This window comes from Pararhizobium sp. LjRoot235, from assembly GCF_964254145.1.
GTDB lineage: Bacteria > Pseudomonadota > Alphaproteobacteria > Rhizobiales > Rhizobiaceae > Pararhizobium.
In genome coordinates, this window is the sequence record NZ_CAXUSP020000001.1 from 1,306,985 (window position 1) to 1,323,077 (window position 16,093).

Consider the following 16,093-nt stretch of genomic DNA (forward strand, 5'->3'; position numbering starts at 1 on the left):
GACTTATAACGTTTTAAATGTGCCAGCGGTGGGAGCCGCGACCAATTGCTTCCCGTTTTGTGACGGGACGGCATTCAACGGCGGGGAGGAGTTTCCCGCTTTTACGACTTGCAAACGGGAGGATTACGATGCGCAAGTTTTTGACGACGACGGCAGTGGCAGCGATCATGATGGGCAGCATGGCGGGCGGTTCCGCCGTCCATGCGGCCGAGAGCGTTGAAGTTCTGCATTGGTGGACATCCGGCGGCGAAGCGGCTGCTCTCGACGTCCTGAAGAAGGATCTGGAAAGCAAGGGTATCTCCTGGACCGACATGCCGGTTGCCGGTGGCGGCGGCACTGAAGCCATGACCGTGCTTCGCGCTCGCGTCACCTCGGGCAATGCCCCGACGGCCGTCCAAATGCTCGGCTTCGACATTCTCGACTGGGCCAAGGAAGGCGCGCTCGGCAATCTCGATGAAATCGCTGCGAAGGAAGGCTGGGACAAGGTGATCCCGACCGCGCTGCAGCAGTTTTCCAAATATGATGGTCACTGGATCGCCGCTCCGGTCAACGTCCACTCCACCAACTGGATGTGGATCAACAAGGCAGCGCTAGACAAGGCAGGTGGCAAGGAGCCTCAGAACTGGGACGAACTGATCGCTCTTCTCGACAATTTCAAGGCTCAGGGCATTACCCCTGTGGCGCATGGCGGTCAGCCCTGGCAGGACGCGACGATCTTCGACGCCGTCGTGCTCTCGCTCGGCACCGATTTCTACAAGCAGGCTTTCATCGATCTCGACCCGGCCGCTCTCGGCGGCGACAAGATGAAGGAAGCCTTCGATCGCATGACCAAGCTCCGTTCCTATGTGGACGACAACTTCTCCGGTCGTGACTGGAACCTTGCTTCCGCCATGGTCATCGAAGGCAAGGCCGGTCTGCAGTTCATGGGAGATTGGGCAAAGGGTGAGTTTGTGAAGGCCAAGAAGGTGCCGGGCACCGACTTCGTCTGCATGCGCTTCCCGGGCACGCAAGGGTCCGTGACCTTCAACTCCGACCAGTTCGCGATGTTCAAGGTTTCCGAAGACAAGGTGCCGGCGCAACTGCAGATGGCATCGGCGATCGAAAGCCCGACGTTCCAGTCGGCCTTCAACGTGGTCAAGGGCTCCGTTCCCGCGCGCACCGATGTTCCGGACACGGATTTCGATGCTTGCGGCAAGAAGGGGATCAAGGACCTGGCCGAAGCCAATGCCAGCGGCAAGCTGTTCGGTTCCATGGCCCATGGTCATGCCAACCCCGCTTCCGTGAAGAATGCGATCTACGACGTCGTCACGCGTCAGTTCAACGGTGAGCTGTCTTCGGAAGAAGCCGTCAAGGAACTGGCGTCCGCCGTCGAAGCCGCCAAATAAGCCTTTGAGCGGGCTTGTGGCCCCTCATCCTAACCCTCTCCGCGGTTGCGCGGAGAGGTGACTTTCTGAGGATGCGGCTTCTGCCTTCTCTCCGCATGCGGGGAGAAGGTGCCCGACAGGGCGGATGAGGGGCCGTCGCTTTGTTCCAGGGGCTCGAAAATGCCCACGGTAGGTTTCAAAACTGTGCGTCATCGATCCGGACCACGAGGGTCGGAGGTATGCGCCAAAGGTGGTTCACTATGGATAGCCGCAGCCGGTTGCAGGATATGGTGCCAAAGCTGGTACTTGCTCCAAGCTTCCTCATCGTCCTGATTTTTGTCTATGGCTTCATTGTCTATACCGGCTTCCTGTCGATGACGGACAGCAAGATGCTGCCGTCCTATAATTTCATCGGCTTGAGCAACTATTCCAAACTCTGGGCCCTGCCGCACTGGTGGCGGGCGATCTCCAATCTGGCGATCTTCGCGACGCTCTATATCGGCGTCTGTTCGGTGCTGGGCCTTGGTCTTGCGATCCTGCTCGACCAGAAAATCCGCGCCGAAGGCCTGCTGCGACCAATCTATCTCTATCCGATGGCGCTGTCCTTCATCGTGACCGGCACCGCGTGGAAATGGTTCCTCGATCCTGGCATCGGGCTTGAGAACACCATGCATCTCTGGGGTTGGGAGAGCTTCACCTTCAACTGGATCAAGGACCGCAATTACGCGATCTACTGCGTGGTGATCGCTGCCGTCTGGCAGTCCTCGGGCTTCATCATGGCGATGTTCCTCGCCGGCCTGCGCGGCGTCGACAACGAGATCATCAAGGCTGCCCAGATCGATGGCGCTTCTACGGCGACCATCTACCGACGAATCATCATTCCGCTGATGCGCCCGGTTTTTCTGTCGGCCTTCGTCGTGCTCGCCCACCTCGCCATCAAGGCCTACGACCTGATCATCGCGCTGACCGGCGGCGGGCCGGGGCAGGCGACCGAACTTCCGGCGACGTTCATGTATTCCTACACCTTCACCCGCAACCAGATGGGCATCGGCGCATCCTCGGCGATCATCATGCTGGTGATGATCTTCTCGATCATCATTCCGTATCTCTATTCTGAAATCAGAGGGGAGAAGCGCCAATGAGCGTCCAGAGCCCTGACAACGCCATCTCCAGCGGCCGCCTGATGCGCGCGATCATCTATTCGGTGCTGATCCTGTTTGCGCTCTATTCGCTGCTGCCGCTCTACGTGATGGTGGTCAATTCCTTCAAGCCGCTCGATGAAATCCGCCAAGGCGGCATGCTCAGCATGCCGCAGACCTGGACGATCGAACCCTGGCTTTCGGCCTGGTCGACGGCGCAGATCGGCGTGCAGCCGACCGGCCTACGCCCGTTCTTCATCAATTCGATCCTGATGGTCGTCCCGGCCGTGGCGATCTCGACCATCGTCGGCGCGCTGAACGGCTATGTGCTGACCAAGTGGCGCTTTCCGGGATCAGGCATTTTCTTCGGCATGCTGCTTCTGTCCTGCTTCATTCCGTTCCAGATCGTCCTTATCCCGATGGCGCGCATTCTCGGCATTCTGGGCCTCGCGGGCTCGGTGCCCGGCCTGGTCTTCGTGCATGTCATCTACGGTCTCGGCTTCACGACGCTCTATTTCCGCAACTATTACGAGGCTTTCCCGACCGAACTGGTCCGGGCGGCCCAGATCGACGGCGCGAGCTTTTTCCAGATTTTCCGGCGCATCCTGCTGCCATCCTCCGGCCCGATCATCGTTGTCTCGGTCATCTGGCAGTTCACCAATATCTGGAACGACTTCCTGTTCGGTGCATCTTTCTCCGGTGCGCATTCGACGCCGATGACGGTTGCGCTCAACAATCTCGTTTCCTCCTCCACGGGGGTCAAGGAATATAACGTCCACTTTGCAGGCGCGATCCTCGCCGCCCTGCCAACGCTTGTCGTCTACATCGTCTCGGGCCGCTACTTCGTCCGCGGCCTGATGTCCGGCGCCGTGAAGGGTTAAGACCATGTCGTTTCTGAAAATCACCGATCTGCGCAAGTCCTACGGCTCGCTGGAAATTCTCAAGAACATCAATCTCGAGATCGAGGAGGGCGGTTTCCTGGTGCTCGTCGGCCCCTCCGGTTGCGGAAAATCGACGCTGCTCAACACGATTGCCGGGCTCGAGCCGATCACCTCGGGCGAGATCTCGATCAACGGCAGGTCGGTGGCGGGTCTGCATCCTTCCAAGCGCGACATCGCCATGGTGTTCCAGTCCTACGCGCTCTATCCGAACATGACGGTGGCCGGAAACATCGCGTTTGGCATGGAAATCCGCGGCGTGCCGAAGGAGGAGCGCGAAAAGGCCATCCATCAAGTTGCCGACATGCTGCAGATCGGCCATCTCTTGGAGCGCAAGCCGAGCCAACTCTCCGGCGGCCAGCGCCAGCGCGTCGCAATGGGCCGGGCTCTGGTGCGCAATCCGCAGGTCTTCCTGTTCGACGAACCGCTGTCCAACCTCGATGCCAAGCTGCGCGTCGACATGCGCACCGAGATCAAGCGCCTGCACCAGCGCATGAAAACGACGATCGTCTACGTCACGCACGACCAGATCGAGGCGATGACGTTGGCAACGAAAATCGCCGTCCTGAAGGACGGCGTGCTGCAGCAGTTCGGAACCCCGGCGGAGATCTACAACAATCCGGCCAACCTGTTCGTTGCCGATTTCATGGGCTCGCCGGCGATGAACCTCTTGAGCGCGACCGTCGAAGGCGGCGGTAACGACCTGCGGGTGTCCCTGGCGCGCCCGGATGCGGAGCCGCTGCATTTGCCGGTGACAAAGGCCAGTGGCCTTTCCGCCTATGCCGGCAAAGAGATCGTCTTCGGCATCCGGCCGGAGGCGCTGACCGATCCGGATGGCGCTGATCGCAATGCCCGCTCGCTGGTCGAAGGTGAGTGCCTCATCGAAGTGGTTGAACCGGCCGGCTCCGATACGTTTGCCGTGACGAAGCTCGGTGGCAAGGAAGTGGTGGCACGCCTGCGCGCCGACGCGCGTATCGCCCCCGGACAACACACAAGGCTTGCCTTCAACCTGGACAAGGCGGTGTATTTCGATCCGCAAAGCCAGCAGCGCATCGGCTGAGTCTGGTCATGATGAAGCAGCCCGATATCGTCATCATCGGCTCCGGCATCGGCGGGGCGACGATCGCGTCTGCCCTTGCGGGTTCCGGCGCCGACATCCTGATCCTGGAGGCCGGCGGCCATATCGAGGACCGGCCGGAAAACCGCGACCAGCGGGCGATCTTCCAGCGCGGCCATTTTAGGCCAAAGGAGCTCTGGTACGAGACCGACGGGACGGGCTTCAACCCCGGCAACTACTACAATGTCGGCGGCAATTCGAAATTCTTCGGTGCCGTGCTGGTGCGCTACCGCCGCGAGGACTTCGAGGAGATGCAGCATCTGGAAGGCGTCTCGCCCGCCTGGCCGTTCGCCTACGAGGAGCTTGAGCCCTGGTACAGCCGGGCCGAACAGCTCTATCAGGTGCGCGGAACACTTGGCCAGGATCCGACCGAGCCGCCGCATTCGCAGAACTATGCCTTTGCGCCGGTTCCGGACGAACCGCCAATCGCTTCAGTGCGCGAAAAGCTCAAGCGCAATGGCCTGCATCCCTATTCGCTGCCGCTCGGCGTCGATATCGACAAATGGCTCGCCAAGGCGAAGACGCCGTGGGATGCACATCCCAACAGTTTCGACGGCAAGATGGATGCGGAGACGGCGGCGCTGACGGTCGCATTGCAACATCGGAACGTCCGGCTGCAGACCGGTTCGCGGGTGACGCGGCTGGACACGGCGCCGGACGGCAAGCGGATCGACACCGTGCGCTATATCAGGGATGGCGTCGAACATGCCGTCTCGCCGAAGCTGGTCATCCTGTCGGCGGGTGCGGTGCAGTCGGCGGCGCTCTTGCTGCGCTCGGCCAATGCTGTTCATCCAAAGGGGCTCGCCAACAGCTCGGATCAGGTCGGCCGCAACTTCATGAACCACAATTCGAGCGCGGTGATCGCGGTTTCGCCGTTCTACAGGAACGATTCGATCTATCAGAAGACCTTCGGCTTCAACGACTACTACCTCTCGGACGGCGAGGGCGGTCCGCCGCTTGGCAACGTGCAGCTTCTCGGGCGGATTTCCGGCCCGATCCTGAAGGCGAGCATGCCGTCGGTGCCGGAATGGCTGCTCGGTCAGATCTCCGCCCACGCCATCGACTTCTACGCCATGAGCGAGGATATCCCGCATCCGGAAAGCCGGATCATGGTCGATGGCGAACGTATCGTGCTGCAATGGGTGCGCACCAACTGGCCGGCGCATCTGGTGCTGGTGAAGAAGCTGAAGCAGGCTCTGAAGGCGGCGGGCTTCCCGATCGTGTTGTCCCGGCCCTTCGACAAGCGCACGCCGTCGCATCAATGCGGCACGGTGCGGATCGGCAACGATCCGGCGTCTGCGCCACTTGATGTCTATTGCCGCGCCTTCGATCACCCAAACCTGTTCGTCGTCGATGCGAGTTTCTTGCCGACATCCGCCGCGGTCAATCCGGCCCTGACGGTGGCGGCGCAGGCGCTGCGTGTTGCGGATCATATCGTTTCAAAGGATCTGGCGGCATGACGACACGTCCCGTTGCCATCGTCACCGGCGGGCGCCGCGGCATCGGCCTTGGCATCGCCAAGGCGCTTGCGAAAGGTGGTTTCGACATCGCCATCACCGGCATCGGCGAAGCCGATCAGGTCGGCTCTGTTCTGGACGACCTTTCGGCGCTCGGCGCGAAGGCGATTTTCCTGCAGGCCGATCTTTCCGATCTCACGCGCCATCAGGCGACGGTCGATGCCGTTCAGGTGCAACTGGGTTCCATCGCCTGCCTCGTCAACAATGCCGGCATGGCATCAGTGGTGCGTGGCGATTTTCTCGATCTGGCGCCGGCGAATTTCGACACGATCGTCGCTACTAATCTACGCGGCACGGTGTTTTTCACGCAAGCCGTGGTGAAGGCGATGTTAGCGGCCGGTTCCGGTGCGAAACGCTCGGTGATCAACATTACCTCCGTCTCGGCGACGATGAGTTCGCCGGAGCGGTTGGACTACTGCATGACGAAAGCGGGGCTCGCCGCCTTTTCGCAAGGCTTGGCTCTGCGGCTGGCGGACACCGGTATCGCGGTGTTTGAAGTGCGGCCGGGCATCATCCGCTCCGACATGACCGCCGGAGTTTCGGGAAAATACGATGCGCTGATCGATGGCGGTCTGGTGCCGATGAAGCGCTGGGGTGAGCCTGACGATATCGGCAATATCGTCGCGGCGCTGGCAAGCGGCAGCTTCGGCTTTGCGACGGGGTCGGTGATCAATGCCGATGGCGGGCTGTCGATCGGACGGTTGTAGCGAAATTGGGCAGGGCAGGGGCGAGCCGCAACCCTCTTCTCCCCTGCGGGGAGAAGGTGGCCCGAAGGGCCGGATGAGGGGGAGCCAAGCAAACACGAGTTTGCGGCGAGACCCCCTCATCGCCTCGCTGCGCTCAGCACTTCTCCCCGCTGGGGAGAAGAGGGAGCAAGCGGCTGGCCCGTTTTGGATCGCAAGAAAGCGGCAACGATTTGAGGACGACGAGATGACCTACGACTACATCATCACCGGAGGCGGCCCGGCGGGTTGCGTTCTTGCCAACCGGCTGACGGAGGACGCCGATGTCAAGGTGCTATTGCTCGAAGCGGGCGGCAGCGATTGGAATCCGCTGTTCCACATGCCGGCCGGTTTTGCCAAGATGACCAAGGGCGTGGCAAGTTGGGGCTGGCAAACCGTGCCGCAAAAGCACATGAAGGGGCGGGTGCTGCGCTATACGCAGGCCAAGGTGATCGGCGGCGGCTCCTCGATCAACGCGCAACTCTATACCCGCGGCAATGCGGTGGATTATGACCTGTGGGCGAGCGAAGACGGCTGCACCGGCTGGGATTATCGTAGCGTGCTGCCCTATTTCAAACGCGCTGAAGACAACCAGCGTTTCGCAGACGATTATCATTCTTACGGTGGGCCACTCGGCGTCTCCATGCCCGTTTCCGGCCTGCCGATCTGCGATGCCTATATCCGTGCCGGCCAGGAGCTCGGCATTCCCTATAATCACGATTTCAATGGCAAGCAGCAGGCCGGTGTCGGCTTCTATCAGCTGACCCAGCGCAATCGCCGCCGCTCCTCTGCCTCGCTCGCCTATCTCTCGCCGATCAAGGATCGCAAGAACCTGACCATCAGGCTTGGCACGCGGGTGAGCCGGATCGTGCTGGAGGGCAAACGCGCTGTCGGCGTCGAGATCGCCACGTCGCGCGGTATCGAGGTCATCCGGGCCGAGCGTGAGGTGCTCATCACGTCCGGCGCCATCGGGTCACCGAAACTCCTGCAACAGTCCGGCATCGGCCCGGCCGATCATCTGCGCTCGGTTGGTATCGAGGTGAAACATGACCTGCCGGGGGTCGGCTCCAACCTGCAGGATCACCTCGATCTCTTCGTCATTTCCGAATGCACTGGCGATCATACCTATGACGGCGTTGCCAAACTGCACCGCACGCTCTGGGCGGGACTGCAATATGTGCTGTTCCGCTCCGGCCCGGTGGCCTCCTCGCTCTTTGAGACCGGCGGCTTCTGGTATGCCGATCCGGATGCCCGTTCGCCGGATATCCAGTTCCATCTCGGTCTCGGCTCCGGTATCGAAGCGGGGGTGGAGAAGTTGAAGAATGCCGGCGTCACGCTGAACTCCGCCTATCTGCATCCGCGCTCGCGCGGTACCGTGCGGCTGTCGTCTTCCGATCCGGCGGCGGCTCCGTTGATCGATCCGAACTACTGGAACGATCCGCATGACCGCAAGATGTCGCTGGAGGGTTTGAAGATCGCCCGCGAAATCTTCAGCCAAGCGGCGCTGCAACCGTTCATCATGGCCGAGCGCCTGCCGGGGCCGAAAGTCATGACCGACGAGGAACTGTTCGACTACGGCTGCGCCAATGCCAAGACCGATCATCATCCGGTCGGCACCTGCAAGATGGGCACCGGTGCTGATGCCGTTGTCGATCTGGAGCTGAAGGTCCATGGCCTCGAGGGCTTGCGCGTCTGCGACAGTTCCGTCATGCCGCGCGTTCCCTCTTGCAATACCAACGGCCCCACGATCATGATGGGCGAGAAGGGGGCGGACATCATCCGCAACCGGCAGCCGCTGCCGGCGGCGATCTTCTCCCACGAACGCAACGACCAGCGGCCGCGGGCACGCGCCAACATTCGATAGGAACTTGTCATGATCCGCCATTGTGTTTTCATCCGCTTCAAGGCCAGCGTTCCGGATGCCGAAAGAGCATCGATCCTCTCCGACATCGCGGCGCTGAAGCCCCTTGTTCCCGGATATCTTGCCATCGACATTGGCCCCAATGTCAGCCCCGAGGGCCTTGGCAAGGGCTACACCAATGGCTTCATCATCGACTTCGAGGATGCTGCCGCCCGCGGCGTCTATCTTGGTCATCCCGATCACGAGAAGGCTGCTGGCCGGATCGTTGCCGCGACGGAAGGCGGCGTCGATGGTGTCTTCGTCTATGATTTCGACATTGCGGGCTGATTTTAAATGATATCTGAACCCCGCGCCTTTCTGACCAGCCTGTTCGAGGCGGCGGTCAAAGCAGCCGATCCGCTCGCCGCGATCCGCGCCCATCTGCCCGAGAAGCCCAAGGGCCGTACCATCGTCGTCGGAGCCGGCAAGGCGGCAAGCCAGATGGCGGCGGCGTTTGAGAGCCTGTGGGACGGGCCGCTCGAGGGCATTGTCGTCGCGCGTCACGGGCCGATCGCTGCCTGCGAGCGCATCCGCGTCCTGCAATCGGCCCATCCCGTGCCGGATGAAGCGGGGCTCGCAGGCTCCGCCGAATTGCTCCGGCTGGTCGAAGGGCTGACGCCGGACGATCTCGTCGTGGCGCTGATTTCCGGTGGCGGATCCTCGCTGCTGCCCGCGCCGCCTGCGGGGCTGACCCTCAACGACGAGATTGCCGTCAACCGGGCTCTCCTCGCCTCCGGGGCGCCCATCTCGGCGATGAATGTCGTGCGCAAGCATGTCTCGCGCATCAAGGGTGGCCGGTTGGCTTTTGCGGCAGCACCCGCCAAGGTCGTCAGCCTGATCGTGTCGGACGTGCCCGGCGACAATCCGGCTTTCGTCGCGTCCGGCCCGACGATCCCGGATCTGTCGACACCCGCGGACGCTCTTGCCATCGTCGAGCGCTACCGGATGGAACTGCCGGAGGCCGTGATGCGGCATCTGAAATCGTCCGAGGCGGCTGCACCATCCCCGGATCATCTGGCCTTTGCCGATCACGAGCGTCATGTCATTGCCTCTGCCAGCGTTTCGCTGGAGGCGGCTGCTGCCAGGGCGCGGCAGCAGGGCATCGAGGCGGTGATTCTTTCCGATGCCATCGAGGGCGAGGCGGCCGTTGTCGGCCGCATGCATGCGGCGATCGCGCGCGAAACGGCCTTGCGCAACCGGCCATTTCAGAAGCCTGTCGTCATCCTGTCCGGCGGTGAGACGACTGTGACGATCTCCGGCGACAATTATGGCAAGGGCGGACGCAACAGCGAATTCCTGCTTTCCTTTGCTCTTGATATCGACGGCGCAGACGGCATTCATGCGCTGGCTGCCGATACGGATGGTATCGATGGTTCCGAGGACAATGCCGGCGCCTTTGCCGATGGTGCCACGGTCGCCCGCATGCGCGCCGCGGGCACCGATCCGCGCGGCCATCTGGCTCGTCACGATGCCTGGAGCGCCTTTGACGCAAGTGACGATCTGTTCGTTCCGGGGCCGACAGGAACGAATGTCAACGACTTCCGGGCACTGCTGATCGTCTGATTTCCGGCTGAAGCCTTGGCTTACGCCGCGGCTTTGGCATCCGTCGGTAGGTTGCCAGATATGGCCGATCAGCCTAGTATTGCCAGGTGTGTTGCCTCGCAGCGACGCTCGAATGGCGCTCTCATCCACTCACTAGAGGGCGCTGACAGTGGCAGCGATGTTGCCTTCTCCTGCAAAGCTCGATCCTACAAGGCGCCGGGACGAGTGCTAAAGACATGCGCCGGATGTGCAATACGCATCCTGTATCGGCGGCCTGTTGGCCTCTCATTTCCAGATCTGAAACCGCAACAAAGATGCGGGAAATCCGTTCGTGCTTGGTGGTGGGAGGTAGGGCATGTTCATACGGTTCGGATACGAGATCGGCATCAGCTGCGATCAGCCGACGCCGATGATGGCCTATCTTTCCGTCGATCGCGGCAGGCGGTCCGACATCGTCAGCGAGCGCGGCCCGAGTTCCAATCCGGCAGTGAAAATCGGAGAGGTCATTGATCCGCATGGCAATGTCTGCATGCGCATGGTGGTGCCAGCTGGCGGGCTGCATTTGAGCTACGACGCCGTCGTCAGCGATAGCGGCCGCCCCGATCGTGTCAATCTTGACGCGAAGGCTGTGCCGGTCGAACAACTGCCCGCCGTCTGCCTGCCCTATCTTTCGGCCAGCCGCTATTGCGAAACCGACCGTTTTGCTGCGCTAGCCTGGCGCCTGTTCGGCGACGTCGAGCCCGGTTGGTCTCGTGTGAAGGCGATCTGCGACTATGTTCATGACAGGCTGATCTTCAGTTACGGCTACGCGCCAGCCTTGCGGACCGCGATGGAGGCGCATGAGGAGCGGGCGGGGGTCTGCCGGGATTACGCCCATCTCGCCGTTACCCTCTGCCGCTGCATGAACATGCCTGCCCGCTACGTCAATGGCTATATGGGTGACATCGGCGTGGTCGGTGACCCGGCGCCGATGGATTTCAATGCCTGGTCCGAGGTCTATCTTCAGGACCGGTGGTACACGTTTGATGCGCGCCACAATATTCCGCGCATCGGCCGCATTGCCGTTGCGCGCGGCCGTGACGCCGCCGACATTCCGCTGATCCAAACCTTCGGCAAACATGAGCTGACGACCTTCAAGGTCTGGACCTATATGGAAGAAACGGGTGCGATGACAAAGCCGCACAGTCAGCCGGAGGTTTCGCTGCTCAGCCCCTGGTTCAGCGAGCAATGGTCGAGGCACGTCCGGGAAAGGGAACACGGCCGGGAACATTAAGGCGCTTGCCGCGTTTATTGCGATGGCCGGTCGCGCCCTCGGACGGTTTTTTCCCCCGAGGGGCAAAACTAAGAAAATAATATCTATAAACTCGATGGAAAATATCGGAGAAACGAGGGCGACGCTCGACGCTACGGTCAGCAGAAAGATCTGCAACAACTCAAGTGGAGGACAGGATGCAAGGTTCGAGACCAGTTATGCAGAATCGCCCAGCCGCCTTTGGCCACACCGGAACACAGTTTTCCTGGAAGATGGTCGCGCAGGCGGTTGCACTGGCTGCGGCCTTCCTTTTCGTTTCCGCACTCGTCTTCGGGGCAATCTGACCCCTTCAAGAAGGCGAGTTTCAACATTGGGAGGCCTCTGACGTGTCAGGGGCTTCGTTTGTTTCAGGGCGCGAAACAGAGCGGCCCAGCCGGCAAAACGATCGTCTCCCGCTCTTGACTGGCAGCGGCTTTTCCGCCGAATTCGGCCCGCGTTTCGACGTTTGCTGATTCTGTCACCGGCGCGATTTTTGACGCCCTGCCGCCGAAACCCTATTGTTCGAAATACTACGCCGTAAAAAAGGCGCCAGCGACGCGCATTCTCGACGATGGTGATAACATCGATCTGGGCAACTCCATACACCCGGCCATTCCCCGGCCGGCATTGCGCTCTATGAAAAGGCAACCGAAATTCTGTTCTCCGGCGACATCCTCCATGATGTTCCGCTGGTCGAGGACACCGGCCACTCAATGCCGGTGACTACCTGGCGTCCATGGAGCGGCTGTTGAAAATCCCCGTGCGTGTCGTGCACGGCGGTCATTTTCTAAGCTTCAGCGGCGCACGTTATCGCCAATTGATCACCGATTGGCTGCATGAAGAACAGAAAACGATCTGACGGGAGAGAGGCATGCTCGACAAACGCAAGTTCTACATCAACGGCGAATGGGTTGACCCGACTACGCCGAATGATCTCGAAGTGCTGAACCCGGCAACTGAAAAGCCGGTCGCGATGATTTCCATGGGAACGGCCGCCGATATCGACCGCGCCGTTGCCGCCGCCAAGAAGGCCTTCGTCACCTATAGCCGCACCAGCGTCAAGGAGCGGTTGGCGCTGCTCGAAAGACTTTTGGCGATCTACAAGCGTCGCTATGACGAGATGGTTGAGACCATCACCATGGAACTCGGTGCGCCAGTGACGATGAGCCGCGAGCAGCAGGCCGATGTCGGCGTTGGCCATCTTCAGGGCTTCATCGATGCCCTGAAGCGGCTGCATACGCGCGAAGTCCTGCCGAACGGCGACGTGCTGCTGCGCGAGCCGATCGGTGTCTGCGGGCTGATTACGCCGTGGAACTGGCCGATCAACCAGATCGCGCTCAAGGTCGTGCCTGCAATGGCGACGGGCTCGACCTGTGTCCTGAAGCCGAGCGAATTTACGCCGCTTAATGCGCTGCTTTATGCCGAGATGGTCCACGAGGCCGGCTTCCCGGCCGGTACGTTCAACCTCGTCAACGGTGATGGACTGAATGCCGGTGCGGCCCTTTCCCGGCACAAGGACGTCGCCATGATGTCTTTCACCGGCTCGACCCGCGCCGGCATCGCCGTCAGCAAGGATGCTGCCGATACAGTCAAGCGGGTCACCTTGGAGCTCGGCGGAAAGTCGCCAAACATCGTCTTTGAAGATGCCGACCTGGAGGATCGCGTTACCGCGAGCGTGCTCGAATGCTTCAACAATTCCGGCCAGTCCTGCGACGCGCCGACGCGGCTGCTGGTGCAGAAATCGGTCTATGACAAGGTCGTCGAGATCGCTACGCGGGTCGGCAGGCAGGTCAAGGTCGGTAACCCGGCGGAAGAGGGCAGCCACATCGGGCCATTGGTCAGCGATATCCAGTTCTCTAGGGTGCAGGCGCTGATCGAGGCGGGCATTTCCGAAGGCGCCCGGCTTCTGGTCGGCGGCGCCGGCAAGCCGCAAGGCTTCAAGACCGGTTACTTCGTCAAGCCGACGATCTTTGCCGATGTCAACAACACGATGCGGATTGCCCGCGAAGAAGTGTTCGGCCCGGTGCTCGCCATCATGCCGTTCGACACGGAAGAGGAAGCGATCGAGATCGCCAACGACACCAACTACGGTCTCGCGGCCTATGTCCAGACCGGCGATCCCAAGCGTGCCGAGCGTGTCGCCTCGCGGCTTCGCGCCGGCATGGTCCACATCAATGGCGGCCCGCATCGCTACGGCAGCCCCTTCGGCGGCTACAAGCAGTCGGGCAATGGCCGCGAAGGCGGCAGGTTTGGGCTCGAGGACTTCCTCGAGGTGAAGACGGTGCACCGGCCGGACGCAGCGTGAAGCCCGTATACTGACAAAAAGCTCTCCGCGATCAGCGGAGAGCTTGCTTCACCGATTTTCATGCTCCCATCAGGAGAAGTCGCTGTTTCCGCCAGCGCGCTTCTGGTAGCTGCGATGCGTTATCGCACGGCTTTACCGTGTCGGATCGTATTGGACAGCATCCCGTGACAGACACCGCCCTTCGTTCATCCTCGCCTTCATCCGCAAACCGCCTTGCGCTCGCCGCGCTGCTGATTGGCGGCGCCGCGATTGGCGGGTCGCCGATCTTTGTGCGCCTTTCGGAAGTGGGGCCGATGGCGACGGCGTTCTGGCGCGTGGCGCTGGCACTATTTCCTCTTCTGATCTGGGCCAAGGCAACGGAAAAGACGGTTACGGATTCCCGTCCCGCCGGGCTGGCCGACCACGGTCTGCTGATCCTGCCCGGCATCTTCCTTGCAGCCGATCTCGCCGCCTGGCACCTGTCCCTGCATATGACCTCGGTCGCCAATGCGACGCTGCTTGCCAATATGGCGCCGATCTTCGTCACGCTCGGCTCGTGGGCGTTGTTTCGCGCCCGTGTCAGCGGCGTCTTTCTTGCCGGCCTGGCGACGACGCTGGCTGGCGTCGTGATCCTGAAAGGCGGTCCGGCGGCGCTCGGCGACGGGCATCTGGCCGGTGACGCGACCGCAATCGTCGCCGCCGTTTTCTATGCCGGCTATATCCTCTCGATCGGCCGCCTGCGCAGCCGCTTTTCCACCAACCGGATCATGATCTGGAGCACGGCTTCGGCGGCGGTGTGCATGTTGCCGCTGGTGCTCCTTTTCGAAGACAGCTTCCTGCCCGTGGCGCTGTTTGGCTGGGCCATGCTGATCGGCCTTGCCCTTATCAGCCATGCCGGCGGGCAAGCGCTGATCATCTATGCGCTCGCCTTCCTGGCACCGGCCTTTTCGTCGCTGACGCTATTGCTACAGCCCGTCGTGGCGGCGATCCTTGCCTGGCTTCTGCTCAGCGAGCCTATTGGTCTGATGCAGGCGCTCGGAGGCACCGTCGTGCTTGCCGGCATCATGGTCGCCCGCAGGGGCTGATCAGATCCCTGGCAGGTGGAACGTCGACAGCCGTTCTTCCAGTTTCAGGATCGTCGGCAGGTCCGCGTTGGCGAAGGCGAAGCGCAGGTACCCTTCCTGGCCTTCGCCGAAATAGTCGCCGGGCAGGCAGACGACACCGGCTATCTTCGCCAGCTTCTCAGCAACGAATTCGGAGCTGATATCGGGATAGGGGTGGCGGATATAGGCGAAATAGGCGCCGATCGCCTGCAGCTTCCAGCCCTTCAGCTTGCTCATCACCTGTTTCAGCGCCTCTGCGCGTCTGGCGATTTCCGCGCGGTTGTCGGCCCGCCAGTCGTCCAGCGCCGGAAGCGCCTTGGCTACAGCTGCTTGCGCAGACCGCGGCGCGCAAATCTGTAGATTGTCCATGACCTTTGCGACCTGTTTTATGACCGCGAGGCCTGCCGTGATCGCGCCGAGGCGGTGACCGGGGATGCAGAAGGATTTGGAGAAACTGTAGAGGCAGATCACGCCGTCCTGCCACCCCTCGACCGTCAGCAGGTCATGCGGCGCGCCGCTGCCTTCGGCCAGAAAGTCGCGATAGGTTTCGTCGAGGATCAGCCAGGTTCTGTTGGCGCGGCAAAGGTCATAGATCCGCCGCAGCAGGGCAGGCGGATAGACGGATCCGGTCGGATTGTTCGGCGTGACGAGCGCCAACGCCCGGACGCCCGGTTTCAGCGATGAGGCGATGGCGTCGACATCAGGCAGGAACCCATCGCTCGCATCGCAGGGCACCAGCTCGATACCGATGCCGAGCATGGCAAGCGTCGTTTCCTGGTTGAAATAGAAGGGGTTGGTCATCAGCACCGTATCGCCTGCGCCGGCGATCGCAATCACGGTCGAGATGAAAGCCTGGTTGCAGCCGGAGGTGACGTGAATGTTCTTCGCATTGATCGAGGCGTTGTAGAGCTCCGAAACATGCGCCGCATAAGCGGTCCGCAGAACATGTTCGCCTTCGATCATGCCGTAGCCGGTGAACGCGGGGGCGGCGGCGGCCTCGCCGAGCCATTTCAGCATATCGGGATGCGGTGGATAGCCGGGAACAGCCTGGCTGAGATCGATGAGCGGTCCGCGTGAGCCATCATAGGCCTTCGCCCAGGCGAGAACGGAAGGCACCGGCGGCGGCGACAGTCTGGCGATCAGCGGATTGAAACGCGGCATTCGGATGATCCTGTG

The 16,093-nt window shown here is 61.6% G+C and carries 15 protein-coding genes; 14 read left to right on the forward strand and 1 reads right to left on the reverse strand.

All coding sequences use genetic code 11. The features are described 5' to 3' along the window. Nucleotides 1-167 precede the first annotated feature (167 nt). The 14 genes from ACSQ2Z_RS06200 to ACSQ2Z_RS06265 all read left to right on the forward strand — a co-directional run bounded on the left by ACSQ2Z_RS06200 (nt 168) and on the right by ACSQ2Z_RS06265 (nt 14,899). Nucleotides 168-1,385: an ABC transporter substrate-binding protein gene (locus ACSQ2Z_RS06200; protein ID WP_436083000.1), complete on the forward strand. Its 1,218-nt coding sequence runs from the start codon at nt 168-170 to the stop codon at nt 1,383-1,385. 239 nt (nt 1,386-1,624) lie between these two features. Next, nucleotides 1,625-2,506, forward strand: a complete 882-nt coding sequence (locus tag ACSQ2Z_RS06205; protein WP_436080382.1) for a carbohydrate ABC transporter permease — start codon at nt 1,625-1,627, stop codon at nt 2,504-2,506. Continuing rightward, on the forward strand, nt 2,503-3,384 hold the full coding sequence (locus ACSQ2Z_RS06210; RefSeq protein ID WP_436080383.1) for a carbohydrate ABC transporter permease: 882 nt from the start codon (nt 2,503-2,505) through the stop codon (nt 3,382-3,384). Before ACSQ2Z_RS06205 ends, ACSQ2Z_RS06210 begins: the two co-directional genes overlap by 4 nt. 4 nt (nt 3,385-3,388) lie before the next feature. Then, a complete protein-coding gene (locus ACSQ2Z_RS06215) occupies nt 3,389-4,501 on the forward strand; it encodes an ABC transporter ATP-binding protein (protein WP_436080384.1) in 1,113 nt (370 codons plus the stop codon). 8 nt (nt 4,502-4,509) lie between these two features. Continuing rightward, nucleotides 4,510-6,018 carry a GMC oxidoreductase gene (locus ACSQ2Z_RS06220; protein WP_436080385.1) on the forward strand — a complete coding sequence of 503 codons (1,509 nt, stop codon included), beginning with the start codon at nt 4,510-4,512 and terminating at the stop codon, nt 6,016-6,018. Continuing rightward, nucleotides 6,015-6,782, forward strand: a complete 768-nt coding sequence (locus tag ACSQ2Z_RS06225; RefSeq protein ID WP_436080386.1) for a 3-ketoacyl-ACP reductase — start codon at nt 6,015-6,017, stop codon at nt 6,780-6,782. The genes ACSQ2Z_RS06220 and ACSQ2Z_RS06225 overlap by 4 nt, the downstream gene beginning before the upstream one ends. Before the next feature lie 223 nt (nt 6,783-7,005). Then, entirely contained in the window at nt 7,006-8,661 is a 1,656-nt protein-coding gene (locus ACSQ2Z_RS06230; protein ID WP_436080387.1) for a GMC family oxidoreductase, read from the forward strand. Between the two features lie 9 nt (nt 8,662-8,670). Continuing rightward, a complete protein-coding gene (locus tag ACSQ2Z_RS06235) occupies nt 8,671-8,985 on the forward strand; it encodes a Dabb family protein (RefSeq protein WP_436080388.1) in 315 nt (104 codons plus the stop codon). A 6-nt stretch (nt 8,986-8,991) separates the two neighbouring features. Further along, on the forward strand, nt 8,992-10,260 hold the full coding sequence (locus ACSQ2Z_RS06240) for a glycerate kinase type-2 family protein (RefSeq protein WP_436080389.1): 1,269 nt from the start codon (nt 8,992-8,994) through the stop codon (nt 10,258-10,260). 334 nt (nt 10,261-10,594) lie between these two features. Beyond that, a complete protein-coding gene (locus ACSQ2Z_RS06245; protein ID WP_436080390.1) occupies nt 10,595-11,512 on the forward strand; it encodes a transglutaminase-like domain-containing protein in 918 nt (305 codons plus the stop codon). Between the two features lie 197 nt (nt 11,513-11,709). Next, nucleotides 11,710-11,835, forward strand: a complete 126-nt coding sequence (locus tag ACSQ2Z_RS06250; RefSeq protein WP_436080391.1) for a hypothetical protein — start codon at nt 11,710-11,712, stop codon at nt 11,833-11,835. 321 nt (nt 11,836-12,156) lie between these two features. Continuing rightward, nucleotides 12,157-12,282, forward strand: a complete 126-nt coding sequence (locus ACSQ2Z_RS06255; RefSeq protein ID WP_436083001.1) for a hypothetical protein — start codon at nt 12,157-12,159, stop codon at nt 12,280-12,282. Nucleotides 12,283-12,401: 119 nt separating this feature from the next. After that, nucleotides 12,402-13,835, forward strand: a complete 1,434-nt coding sequence (locus ACSQ2Z_RS06260) for an aldehyde dehydrogenase family protein (protein WP_436080392.1) — start codon at nt 12,402-12,404, stop codon at nt 13,833-13,835. Between the two features lie 164 nt (nt 13,836-13,999). Then, complete coding sequence (locus ACSQ2Z_RS06265; protein ID WP_436080393.1) at nt 14,000-14,899, forward strand: DMT family transporter; 900 nt, start codon at nt 14,000-14,002, stop codon at nt 14,897-14,899. Here the strand turns inward: ACSQ2Z_RS06265 and ACSQ2Z_RS06270 are convergent, their stop codons facing one another. After that, nucleotides 14,900-16,078 (reverse strand): aminotransferase, encoded by a 1,179-nt coding sequence (locus ACSQ2Z_RS06270; RefSeq protein WP_436080394.1) that lies wholly within the window; start codon nt 16,076-16,078, stop codon nt 14,900-14,902. Between the last annotated feature and the right edge of the window lie 15 nt (nt 16,079-16,093).

What these genes read in the sequence shown, in the direction of transcription:
- ACSQ2Z_RS06220 (WP_436080385.1), top strand. Translation starts at nt 4,510, where the DNA reads ATGATGAAGCAGCCCGATATCGTCATCATCGGCTCCGGCATCGGCGGG.
- ACSQ2Z_RS06205 (WP_436080382.1), top strand. Translation starts at nt 1,625, where the DNA reads ATGGATAGCCGCAGCCGGTTGCAGGATATGGTGCCAAAGCTGGTACTT.
- ACSQ2Z_RS06210 (WP_436080383.1), top strand. Translation starts at nt 2,503, where the DNA reads ATGAGCGTCCAGAGCCCTGACAACGCCATCTCCAGCGGCCGCCTGATG.
- ACSQ2Z_RS06215 (WP_436080384.1), top strand. Translation starts at nt 3,389, where the DNA reads ATGTCGTTTCTGAAAATCACCGATCTGCGCAAGTCCTACGGCTCGCTG.
- ACSQ2Z_RS06250 (WP_436080391.1), top strand. Translation starts at nt 11,710, where the DNA reads ATGCAGAATCGCCCAGCCGCCTTTGGCCACACCGGAACACAGTTTTCC.
- ACSQ2Z_RS06260 (WP_436080392.1), top strand. Translation starts at nt 12,402, where the DNA reads ATGCTCGACAAACGCAAGTTCTACATCAACGGCGAATGGGTTGACCCG.
- ACSQ2Z_RS06230 (WP_436080387.1), top strand. Translation starts at nt 7,006, where the DNA reads ATGACCTACGACTACATCATCACCGGAGGCGGCCCGGCGGGTTGCGTT.
- ACSQ2Z_RS06270 (WP_436080394.1), bottom strand. Translation starts at nt 16,078, where the DNA reads ATGCCGCGTTTCAATCCGCTGATCGCCAGACTGTCGCCGCCGCCGGTG.
- ACSQ2Z_RS06225 (WP_436080386.1), top strand. Translation starts at nt 6,015, where the DNA reads ATGACGACACGTCCCGTTGCCATCGTCACCGGCGGGCGCCGCGGCATC.
- ACSQ2Z_RS06200 (WP_436083000.1), top strand. Translation starts at nt 168, where the DNA reads ATGATGGGCAGCATGGCGGGCGGTTCCGCCGTCCATGCGGCCGAGAGC.
- ACSQ2Z_RS06240 (WP_436080389.1), top strand. Translation starts at nt 8,992, where the DNA reads ATGATATCTGAACCCCGCGCCTTTCTGACCAGCCTGTTCGAGGCGGCG.
- ACSQ2Z_RS06235 (WP_436080388.1), top strand. Translation starts at nt 8,671, where the DNA reads ATGATCCGCCATTGTGTTTTCATCCGCTTCAAGGCCAGCGTTCCGGAT.
- ACSQ2Z_RS06245 (WP_436080390.1), top strand. Translation starts at nt 10,595, where the DNA reads ATGTTCATACGGTTCGGATACGAGATCGGCATCAGCTGCGATCAGCCG.